The 8,960-nt window shown below is 41.8% G+C and carries 8 protein-coding genes and 3 pseudogenes; 7 read left to right on the top strand and 4 right to left on the bottom strand.

Annotation, left to right across the window (positions count from 1 at the left end; translation table 11 throughout):
* Positions 1-356, bottom strand: a pseudogene (locus NCCP133_RS09095) (cystathionine beta-lyase); the annotation flags it as partial.
* A 112-nt stretch (positions 357-468) separates the two neighbouring features.
* Between NCCP133_RS09095 and NCCP133_RS09090 the strand changes: the two are divergent.
* Positions 469-729, top strand: a complete 261-nt coding sequence (locus tag NCCP133_RS09090; RefSeq protein WP_264804616.1) for a YugE family protein — start codon at positions 469-471, stop codon at positions 727-729.
* Between the two features lie 112 nt (positions 730-841).
* Here NCCP133_RS09090 and NCCP133_RS09085 read toward each other — a convergent pair whose 3' ends face one another.
* A complete protein-coding gene (locus tag NCCP133_RS09085) occupies positions 842-1,690 on the bottom strand; it encodes an alpha/beta hydrolase (protein ID WP_264804615.1) in 849 nt (282 codons plus the stop codon).
* A 222-nt stretch (positions 1,691-1,912) separates the two neighbouring features.
* On the opposite strand from NCCP133_RS09085, the gene NCCP133_RS09080 reads away from it, so the two are divergent.
* Both NCCP133_RS09080 and NCCP133_RS09075 read left to right on the top strand, forming a co-directional pair.
* Positions 1,913-2,416, top strand: coding sequence for an Lrp/AsnC family transcriptional regulator (locus tag NCCP133_RS09080; protein ID WP_264804614.1), 504 nt, complete (start codon positions 1,913-1,915; stop codon positions 2,414-2,416).
* The gene (locus NCCP133_RS09075; RefSeq protein WP_264804613.1) at positions 2,416-3,591 is read left to right on the top strand and encodes an aminotransferase; all 1,176 of its coding nucleotides are present in this window, start codon (positions 2,416-2,418) and stop codon (positions 3,589-3,591) included. The genes NCCP133_RS09080 and NCCP133_RS09075 overlap by 1 nt, the downstream gene beginning before the upstream one ends.
* A gap of 102 nt (positions 3,592-3,693) precedes the next feature.
* Here the strand turns inward: NCCP133_RS09075 and NCCP133_RS09070 are convergent, their stop codons facing one another.
* A complete protein-coding gene (locus tag NCCP133_RS09070; protein ID WP_264804612.1) occupies positions 3,694-4,065 on the bottom strand; it encodes a helix-turn-helix domain-containing protein in 372 nt (123 codons plus the stop codon).
* A gap of 301 nt (positions 4,066-4,366) precedes the next feature.
* Between NCCP133_RS09070 and yugI the strand changes: the two genes are divergently transcribed.
* From yugI to NCCP133_RS09055, 3 genes and pseudogenes are all read left to right on the top strand, one after another.
* A complete protein-coding gene (gene yugI / locus NCCP133_RS09065; protein ID WP_264804611.1) occupies positions 4,367-4,765 on the top strand; it encodes a S1 domain-containing post-transcriptional regulator GSP13 in 399 nt (132 codons plus the stop codon).
* A gap of 249 nt (positions 4,766-5,014) precedes the next feature.
* Positions 5,015-6,442, top strand: a complete 1,428-nt coding sequence (gene nhaC / locus NCCP133_RS09060) for a Na+/H+ antiporter NhaC (protein WP_264804610.1) — start codon at positions 5,015-5,017, stop codon at positions 6,440-6,442.
* Positions 6,443-6,597: 155 nt separating this feature from the next.
* Positions 6,598-6,932 (top strand): annotated as a pseudogene (locus NCCP133_RS09055) (group I truncated hemoglobin).
* Positions 6,933-7,094: 162 nt separating this feature from the next.
* On the opposite strand, the gene NCCP133_RS09050 reads toward NCCP133_RS09055, so the two are convergent.
* Positions 7,095-8,516: a sigma-54 interaction domain-containing protein gene (locus NCCP133_RS09050; protein WP_264804609.1), complete on the bottom strand. Its 1,422-nt coding sequence runs from the start codon at positions 8,514-8,516 to the stop codon at positions 7,095-7,097.
* 214 nt (positions 8,517-8,730) lie between these two features.
* On the opposite strand from NCCP133_RS09050, the pseudogene NCCP133_RS09045 reads away from it, so the two are divergent.
* Positions 8,731-8,960: pseudogene (locus tag NCCP133_RS09045) on the top strand (L-glutamate gamma-semialdehyde dehydrogenase); the annotation flags it as partial.

Genomic DNA, 8,960 nt, shown 5'->3' with positions numbered 1-8,960 from the left:
GATTGCAGCATTACCTTATCATCTTTTTCGGTAAAAGCCTGAATAGCTGTTGCAATGGAAGGAACAACTCCGGTGCTGTACAGGATCCAGTCATGTTCGATTCTCCAATTATGGCGGTTCAAAAGCCATTGTCCGATTGCTTCAGCTGTAGAGTCTGGTGCGTATGTATAGCCAAAGATGCCGTGATCCAGTCTTTCCTCCAGAGCTTTCTTTACTTCCTCAGGAGGCTGAAAGTCCATATCAGCCACCCACATCGGCAAAACATCTGAAGTGCCAAAGACCTGCTTGGTTCGATCCCATTTCACAGAAGCAGTATTTTCCCGGTCGATTTTTTGATGAAAATTAAATTGGTTCATACTGTCACCGCCTTTATGATTCTATTATGTAGCCTGACTCTATGATATGATATTGATACAAATAATTAAAACAAAGCGCTCTAGTCACTGAATGATAAAAAAGGTGATAAAGATGGAAATACAGCAAACGAACCTCTTGCTTGTCCATACTCTGGATCAATGGGATCCGTTCGGAGTTGGTCCAGGCAATTACGATACAGAAATTGCAGATTCCGTCCAGGCAGTTTATGATCTTGATGATTGGGATAAGCTTGCCAGGAAAATTCAATCCATATATGAGTTCTCTTTTGAGGAAATCATTCCTTTGGAGAAGTGCAAGGAAATTTCCGCACGACTGCTTGGAATTAAAAAGAATGGTTCTTGCACGATCTAATGCAGTGGCAACCTCACACAGGCTTGCCGTTTTATTTTGATATCAGAATTTATATCTTTTTGAACTTAGATAACTGTCTAGCGCAAGGTGCCTTGCGCTTTTCTTATTTCCGCTAGACACTCTCCTGGACATTAGGGGTTTTTAAAAAACGCTTTATATGTTTTAACACATCTTCCGGCCGTTCTTCAGGAACAAGATGACCGGTGTCTTTTAACACAACCAGCCTGGAATTCGGCAAATCTTTGTTCAGTTTTTGCCCGATGTAAAGCGGGACGACTCTGTCATGTTCTCCCCAGATTAACAGGCAAGGGGTTTCAATCTTTTTCAAGGCAGCCTGAGACAAATCACCTTCCCGGTCTCGAATCATTCTGGTTAATGCACGGAAAATATCATCTTCCAAAAATGGCGACAAATAGCCATAAAGCATTTCGTCATCTATCATGGAATGGTCATGGACGACATTTTTCAGATTCTGCTTAACCCCGGAACGCTGCAGATATAACTTTACGTACAAATGAAAGAAAGGGATGTAGCTGGAAAATATAAGGTGCGGCTTCATCCTTTTCATGTAGCCGGAGCTTGATAATAAGACTGCCTGATCTACAAGTTCAGGCTTTGATTGGGCGACCTTTAAAACAATCTGTCCCCCCATCGAGTGTCCGACTAAGGTCAATCTTTCAACGCGGAGCTTTTCTAATAATCGGATGACGGTTTGCGCCAGGTTTTTATATGAGTAAATAAACTGACGGGACTTCCCGCTTTTGCCGAAGGGAGGCAAATCCATTGAAACCACATTGAATTCCGTTTTTAAAAGAGGAATCAGCCTGCGAAAGCTGAAGGTGGACGACAGGAAGCCGTGCAGCAGGACCATTGTTTCCCTGGAAGATTCATGCTTGTAATACTCATAGTAAACGTCCGTGCCATTAATCGGCTCTATTCCTGATAAAGTTGCCTCTTCCATTGGCTTTTCCCTCCTAAGCTTTTATGTGAATCGGTTATACAAACCCTTTCAGCAGGGGCACTATACATAATGTTTCCCTATATTTTCCCCTTATTTCTCTATCTGACACATGATAATGAATAAATTTAAAAAATAACGAAAGCAGCACATCTATTTTCAGCAGTTTTTGCTATAATAAAACTATTTTATAGAGTAAATCACTAAAGGATGGGAGCGGCAAATATGAAGTTAACAGACAAGCAAATCGAGATTTTGGAAATTTTAGAAAAAAACAGCGCGCGAATTCCGGTTGAAGACATCGCCAAAATGGCTGAATTAAGTATTGAAGAAACAGCTCAAGCATTGGATACACTCGAAGAATTAAAGGTTCTGGTCCGATACTCTTCAGTAATTGACTGGTCAAAGGTTGACGGCCATGAAGGGGTTACGGCTATGATTGATGTGAAGGTTGCGCCTAAGCGCGGGGTAGGATTTGATGAAGTGGCCAATAGAATTTATCGCTTCAAGGAGGTAAGGTCGGTCTATTTAATGTCAGGTGCGTATGATCTTTCTGTTATCATCGAAGGCCGATCTATGAATGAGGTAGCCCGGTTTGTATCTGAAAAATTATCCACACTCGATTCTGTATTATCTACGACTACCCATTTTATTTTGAAAAAATATAAACATGATGGAACCATTTTTGAACAGAATGAAGATGACAAACGAATTGTGGTGTCTCCGTAATGAGCCAGACGAAAACCTATCTTTCAAAAACAATAGAAGGAATGAAGCCATCAGGGATCAGGCGCTTTTTCGATCTTGCTGCTGGGATGGAAGGCGTCATCTCCCTCGGAGTGGGCGAACCTGATTTTGTTACGCCATGGTCTGTAAGAGAAGCAGCTATCTTATCCCTTGAAGAGGGATACACTTCTTATACGGCAAATGCTGGCTTGCTGGATCTTCGCGAAGCAATTGCAGGCTACATGGAGAAAAGCTTCCAGGCCGCTTATTCCGCTGAAAAAGAAATCATCGTTACCGTCGGAGCAAGCCAGGCATTGGATCTTGCTTTAAGAGCCATTCTGGATCCGGGTGATGAGGTGATTGTTATTGAGCCGAGCTTCGTTTCCTATGTTCCTTTAGTTGTGCTTGCTGGCGGAGTGCCCGTTCAGGTTCAGGCGCAAAAGGAGTTAGGGTTTAAAATCCAGCCGGAACAGCTTGAAAAAGCCATCACGGGCAGGACAAAAGCGATCATGCTATGTTCTCCGAATAATCCTACGGGGACAATGCTAAACAAAAGGGAACTTGAGCACATTGCCAGTATTGCGGAGAAGTATGATCTGCTTGTCCTTTCGGATGAAATCTATGCTGAGCTTGCATATGAAGGTGAATATACGAGTTTTGCGTCGATTAATGAAATGAGGAAAAGAACGATTTTAATATCAGGATTTTCAAAGGGATTTGCGATGACGGGGTGGAGGCTTGGATTTGTTTGTGCACCTGAACAAATCTCACAGGCGATGCTGAAAATCCATCAATATGCGATGATGTGCGCTCCGACAATGGCACAGTTTGCTGCGCTTGAAGCACTAAAAACAGGCAGAACAGATGTTGAAGAAATGAAAAAAAGCTACAGGCGCAGGCGGAATTATTTCGTCCAATCACTTAATGAAATTGGACTTTCCTGCCATGTGCCGGGTGGAGCATTTTATGCGTTCCCCTCGGTTGAAAGCACGGGCCTATCGTCAGAGGAATTTGCTGAAAAGCTGCTGCTGGAGGAAAAAGTTGCAGTAGTGCCAGGCAATATCTTTGGCGCAAGCGGGGAAGGACATGTCCGCTGTTCCTATGCGACGTCCATGGAACAGCTTCAAGAAGCGGTCAAACGGATTGGACGTTTCCTTGAAAGGAGCCGAAAAGCATAAAAAAAAAGGACAATCCATTACAGATTGTCAACTTCAAAAAGGGGGGGAATACTTGAAAGCCTTATACTACAAGGCTAACCAGTATTCTCCTTTTTATACATCTCAATTAGCAGAGTTTTTCTGATATTTAATTTCATATAGCATTTGCATTACCCGAAGAAAATCTTCTTCGCTGAATTCCTTTGCTTTTCTTAGGATGAGCTTTGCCTTTTTGGTGCCAATTTCCCGTACAAGCTGTTCAATTTCATAATCGATGCCGGTTTGGTTCGTTTGAAGTTCCTGTTCAAGCAGCTCTGAAGCAGGTATATCCAGTGCGGTGGATATTTTTAAAACAGTCTGTGTATCGGGAATTTGGTCTCCGTTCTCATATTTTGCAATTGTTCCCGTGCCGACCCTCACTTTTAATGCGAGCTGTTGTTGAGTCATATTGGCTCTCTCCCGGCACATCTTAATATTATTTCCAATGTTTGACATGTTCCATCACCCCTATTTTCATTTGCTTCTATTCATAGTTTATCATGTGTAACGGCTCCTTATGGCTGCTCGTAAGTGAACACTTTGTTAACATCCTCAAAATGAGAATCCTGTATATTGTTTGTAAATTGTTTCATGCTAATTAAGGATAAGGAATACAGAAGAAGATATAGAATAAATGTGTAAGGAAAAAAATGGTTAGTAGGTTATTTTATTAGCTTTTGATATTCTGCTTAAGTTATGGTATAATTTCTTATTGCGTATAAAGAGATAAAATTTGAATTTAAATAGGAGTGTTTTCATGTCAGAGAAAATCGAAGCAGGCAGTGTAATTACAGGAAAGGTAACAGGTATTCAGCCATACGGAGCGTTCGTAGCATTGGATGAGAATACACAAGGATTGGTTCACATTTCCGAAGTAACTCACGGTTTCGTAAAAGATATTAACGAACATCTTAAAGTGGGCGATGAAGTAAAAGTAAAAGTTCTATCTGTTGATGAACAAGCAGGTAAAATTGGATTATCTATCCGCGCAACTGAAGAAGCGCCACAAGCAGAAGCTAAAGCCAGAAAGCCTCGCAAACGCCAGGCAGCCCCAATTAAAATGGAAGACGAATCTTCACAAGGATTCAACACACTTAAAGATAAGCTTCAAGAATGGATTGATCAATCCCAGCGCGAAGACCTTATCAAGAAATAATGAATGAAGCCGGGCTTTTGCCCGGTTTTTCATTTTTTAATGATGCTTGCATTAAAATGCAAAAAATATTTGCTCTACACGCAAAATGAGCATGCGCTCGACAGACTATTTTGCATCCCAAACTGCATAGAAATACTCGAATAGAAATTTTTTTGCCATAAAGGTTCAGAATAGTAACCTAATTTTATGTTTTGGCATTAATCTTGCAAATGATAATCTAAAGGTTTTATTTTCAAAGGAGGAACCTATATGGGAGAAACGAAAGAGAAGAAAATTCCGTTTTGGATGGCTGTGCTGCCTTTATTGGTGATGATTGGGGTTATGGCCGTCACGATTGTAAAGTTTGAGGGAAGCCCTCATGTACCTTTAATTACAGGTACAATTGTATCCGCTTTCATATCCTGGCGATACGGATTTCAGTGGAATGATATTGAGGAAGGGTTTTATAAGGGGATCAGATTGGCTCTTCCGGCAATCCTTATTATCATAATGGTAGGATTAACTATTGGTTCGTGGATAGGCGGAGGAATCGTCGCCACCATGATTTACTATGGATTAAAACTTATTACCCCTTCCATGTTTCTTGTTTCGATTTGCATCATCTGTGCCATTGTTACCCTTGCGATTGGAAGCTCCTGGTCCACGATGGGAACAATCGGGGTCGCAGGCATGGGCATTGGAATCAGCATGGGCATTCCCGCTCCGATGGTGGCAGGTGCTATTATTTCGGGTGCTTATTTTGGGGACAAGATGTCGCCGTTATCCGATACAACCAATTTGGCTGCCGGTATTACCGGGACTGATTTATTTGAACATATCCGCCACATGTTTTACACCACCCTTCCTGCCCTTGTAATCGCGGTTGCGGTTTATTGGTTTATGGGCAGACAGTTTGGCGGCAGTGAAATAAATAATGAAAATATTTCAGAGGTAATGAAGGTGCTTTCAGAGAGCTTCGTGATCTCTCCTTGGCTTCTGCTTGTGCCTGTACTGGTTATTTTTCTGGTAGCCAAAAAAGTTCCGGCGCTGCCTGCCTTGGCAGCTGGAGTGATCCTTGGCTGGCTCTGCCATATTTTTGTTCAAGGCGGTTCTGCAGGAGATGCTGTGAATACCCTGCAAGGAGGTTTTTCGATAGAAAGCGGAAACAGCTTAGTAGATGAGCTTTTTAATAGAGGCGGCATTGATGATATGATGTACACCGTATCATTGACGATTGTCGCCATGACCTTTGGCGGTGTAATGGAACAGACTGGAATGCTAAAAGCCATTGTCGATCAGATTCTAAAGCTTGCGCGTTCAGCTCGCAGCCTTGTGGCTACAACGGTTTTATCTTCTTTCTTCACAAATATTGCTGCAGCAGAGCAATACATATCCATCCTGCTTCCTGGCAGAATGTATGCACAGGCTTATAAAAACAAAAACCTGCAATCTAAAAATCTGTCACGGGCGCTTGAGGATGGAGGGACTGTTACGTCTGTATTTGTTCCTTGGAATACATGTGCGGTGTTTATTATGTCAACGCTGGCAGTGCACCCTTTTGAATATGCACCATATGCAATCCTTAACTTCACGGTGCCGATCCTTGCCATTATTTTTGCTCTGTTCGGCTTCAAAATCACTTTCATGAGTGATAAAGAGAGAAAGGAATTGGAAACAAAAGATCAGAAGGCATCATAATAAGAAGGGTTCTGGAAAATCTCAGAGCCCTTTCGCTTTTTGATTATTAAAGAGATAACGGGGTAAAGGTAGATTGATGCAGGCCTGTTAATTTATGAATAGGGCAGCCCCATTTAACAAAGAATACATTTTGTTGAAAGGAGTGAGCGACTGTTATGTCAGAGCAAATATTATATGAAAAAGTAGGCGGCGGAGAGGCATTGAAAAAGTTGTTGATTATTTTTATGAGGAATTGGTATTAAAGGACCCAACCGTCAATCAATTTTTTGAGCATACCGACATGGTCAAGCAAAAACGCCACCAATCAAAGTTCATCAGTTATGCGCTGGGAGGCCCTAATCAATACTCAGGCAATTCCATGGCAAAAGCGCATGAAGGCATGAATCTGCAGCCGGAACACTTTGATGCCATTGCGAAACATCTTCATGGTGCCCTCGACGAAGCATTAACGCGAGTTGCTGCGCTTCGGGATGATATCTTGTATAAATAAAGCTCCGATGGGGAGCTTTATTTATTTTTTTGTGAGTAATTCACTTTATACGCAAAGTACCCGAGTGTATTTGCGTGTTGGCAGGATCCAATTAGGTTTGAGGTAACATGCAGGCTACACATCTGCCCGCAAATACATCAACTAATTAACGAATAACTCAAATCAGCTGTTTTCTTTCTTTACCCCGTATTTGCGCAGGCGATATTGCAGGTTCTGCCGGCTCATGCCAAGAGATTTTGCAGCTTGGGTAATATTATTGCCGTGATGCTTAAGGACCTTTTTTAAATAATAGGTCTCAGCTTCCTGAATATATTGATCCAGCGGCTTGATTGGCTTGTTTTTATGAATCAGCAGTTCTTCGATTTTGCCGGTATCGCTCTGCTCGTCCTTAAATTGGGGCTTATTCCGGAAGTGGAGCGGCAGGTGCACATAGCTGATCGCTTCTTCCTGGTCGATCAAATTCATGGCGCCTTCAATGATATGCTCCAACTCACGCACATTGCCGGGCCAATCATATTGCTCAAACTTATTCATGACTTCTTCATCAATCTCCGCTACATTCATTCCAAAGAGCCCATTATATTTTTCGATAAAAAATTGTGCGAGATTTCGGATATCTTTGCTTCTCTCACGCAAAGGCGGGACGAAAAGAGAAACAACACTTAGCCGATAATATAAATCCTTCCGCATCCGGCCTTCTGAAATTGCGTCAATTGGATCCTCGTTAATGGTGGCGATGATTCTTACATCTACAGCCCGGTCTTTCGTATCGCCGACCCTGCGGACTGTTTTTTCCTGCAAAGCCCTTAGAAGTTTTGCCTGCAGGGATGGGTTAAGAGAGTTGATTTCATCCAGCAGCAGGGTTCCTCCATCAGCTTGTTCAAATAGTCCAGGACGCTCAATGGAACCTGTAAAGGCGCCCTTTTTCGTTCCGAATAAAAGGCCTTCTATCAGGCTATCCGGCAATGCGGCACAATTTTGCGAGATAAATGGCTTTGAAGAACGGCTGCTGCCGTTATGAATGCTTTGCGCAAACAGCTCTTTACCGGTGCCGGTTTCACCGATAACCAATACAGACGAGCTTGTTCGGGTCGCTCTTTTGCTTGCTTCAATCACATCCCGAATTTCGTCGCTGCTGCCGATGATGCTGTCAAAGGTGTAGCGTGTATCTCCACGCTTGTTCATATTTTCCCTAATCAATTTCTCAAGTTTGGTTACATCACGGGCAATTTCCATCGCACCGATTTGCTTCTCTTCCTCCATCAGCGGAAAAGTGTTATTAATCGTTGTGATTTCCTGTCCTTTGTTGTTAAAGTACGTTTGCTTGGCATTTTTAATATTCCTGCCCTTTTGGAGGGCTTGAAGAAGTGTACTGTCTTCGTTCTGGTGAAAAGTGAAGACATCGAGCAAACTTTTGTCCAGCACATCTTCGTATTTCATGCCTTCTATATCTGCCATTTTTTGGTTGTAGATAATCGTCTTCCCTTCATCATTTATAACATGGACGCCGACATCGATTTCATCTAAGATACGCTGAAAAATTTTATTTTTTAATTGCAGCTGCTGAAGGTCGTGTGGATTCATTATGAATCTCCTTATTCTGTAGTTTAAATAATTATATAAGCTAAAAACGTATAGTGCAATGAAAATTTGCATCTTGATCATAATTTATATTTTTATGCGCAAAAATATTTTGCTTAAAAAAATTGAAACGCTCATTTGACAGCATTTTAAAGTTGGCACAGTTTTTGCATTATAAAATGGCGGATAACAAATAGGACATAAGGGGGATGGAATCATGGTACAGCCGTACAAACATGAACCTTTCACAAATTTTAAAAATGTAGAAAATCGCGAAGCATACTTACAGGGGCTAAAAACAGTCGAAACCTATTTAGGACATGATTATGACTTGTTAATTGGCGGAGAAAGAATCTCCACTGAAGATAAAATCGTCTCAATCAATCCTTCTAATAAAGAAGAAGTGGTTGGCCGTGTTTCAAAGGCAAACCGCGAGCTTGCGGAAAA

It is taken from the genome of Cytobacillus sp. NCCP-133 (genome assembly GCF_026011715.1).
Lineage (GTDB): Bacteria > Bacillota > Bacilli > Bacillales > Cytobacillaceae > Cytobacillus.
Note: the sequence above shows the minus strand (reverse complement) of the source record. Positions and strands in the feature narration are given on the sequence as shown.

What these genes read in the sequence shown, in the direction of transcription:
- NCCP133_RS09090 (WP_264804616.1), top strand. Translation starts at nt 469, where the DNA reads ATGGAAATACAGCAAACGAACCTCTTGCTTGTCCATACTCTGGATCAA.
- NCCP133_RS09070 (WP_264804612.1), bottom strand. Translation starts at nt 4,065, where the DNA reads ATGTCAAACATTGGAAATAATATTAAGATGTGCCGGGAGAGAGCCAAT.
- nhaC (WP_264804610.1), top strand. Translation starts at nt 5,015, where the DNA reads ATGGGAGAAACGAAAGAGAAGAAAATTCCGTTTTGGATGGCTGTGCTG.
- yugI (WP_264804611.1), top strand. Translation starts at nt 4,367, where the DNA reads ATGTCAGAGAAAATCGAAGCAGGCAGTGTAATTACAGGAAAGGTAACA.
- NCCP133_RS09080 (WP_264804614.1), top strand. Translation starts at nt 1,913, where the DNA reads ATGAAGTTAACAGACAAGCAAATCGAGATTTTGGAAATTTTAGAAAAA.
- NCCP133_RS09050 (WP_264804609.1), bottom strand. Translation starts at nt 8,516, where the DNA reads ATGAATCCACACGACCTTCAGCAGCTGCAATTAAAAAATAAAATTTTT.
- NCCP133_RS09085 (WP_264804615.1), bottom strand. Translation starts at nt 1,690, where the DNA reads ATGGAAGAGGCAACTTTATCAGGAATAGAGCCGATTAATGGCACGGAC.
- NCCP133_RS09075 (WP_264804613.1), top strand. Translation starts at nt 2,416, where the DNA reads ATGAGCCAGACGAAAACCTATCTTTCAAAAACAATAGAAGGAATGAAG.